The organism is Streptomyces sp. MS191 (assembly GCF_008042125.1).
Taxonomy (GTDB): Bacteria; Actinomycetota; Actinomycetes; order Streptomycetales; family Streptomycetaceae; genus Streptomyces.
Map to the genome: position 1 here is coordinate 1 of NZ_RDBI01000127.1, position 621 is coordinate 621.

Annotated in this window: 1 protein-coding gene; it reads left to right on the forward strand. The window is 73.3% G+C overall.

Annotation, left to right across the window (positions count from 1 at the left end):
• The coding region (locus EAO71_RS35485; RefSeq protein WP_187282956.1) for an acyl-CoA dehydrogenase family protein at positions 1-621 on the forward strand (621 nt) is incomplete at both ends.

Genomic DNA, 621 nt, shown 5'->3' on the forward strand with positions numbered 1-621 from the left:
GAGGAGTACGGCGGCCGCGGCGCGAGCATCGAGGAACAGATCGAGGAGTACGGCGGCCGCGGCGCGAGCATCGAGGAACAGATCGCCTTCCACGAGGAGTACGCCCTCGCCGACGCCCCCGCCCGCGTCAACCACATCGGCGAACAGCTCCTCGGCCCCACCCTCGTCGCCCACGGCACCCCCGAGCAGAAGGCCCGCTTCCTGCCCCCGATCCGCGCCGTGACGGAACTCTGGTGCCAGGGCTACAGCGAACCCGGCGCCGGCTCCGACCTCGCGGGCGTCCGCACCCGCGCGACCCTCGACGGCGACGCCTGGGTCGTGCACGGGCAGAAGATCTGGTCCTCACGGGCCGCCTTCGCGGACCGGGCCTTCGGCATCTTCCGCACCGACCCGGCGGCCGACCGGCCGCACCGTGGGCTCACGTATCTGATGTTCGACCTGCGCGCGCCGGGCGTGACCGTCCGGCCCATCGGCCGCCTCGACGGGAAGCCGGCCTTCGCCGAGCTCTTCCTCGACGAGGTCTTCGTCCCCGACGCCGACGTGATCGGGGAGCCCGGCCAGGGCTGGCGGATCGCGATGTCGACGACCGGCAACGAGCGGGGCCTGATGCTGCGCTCCCCC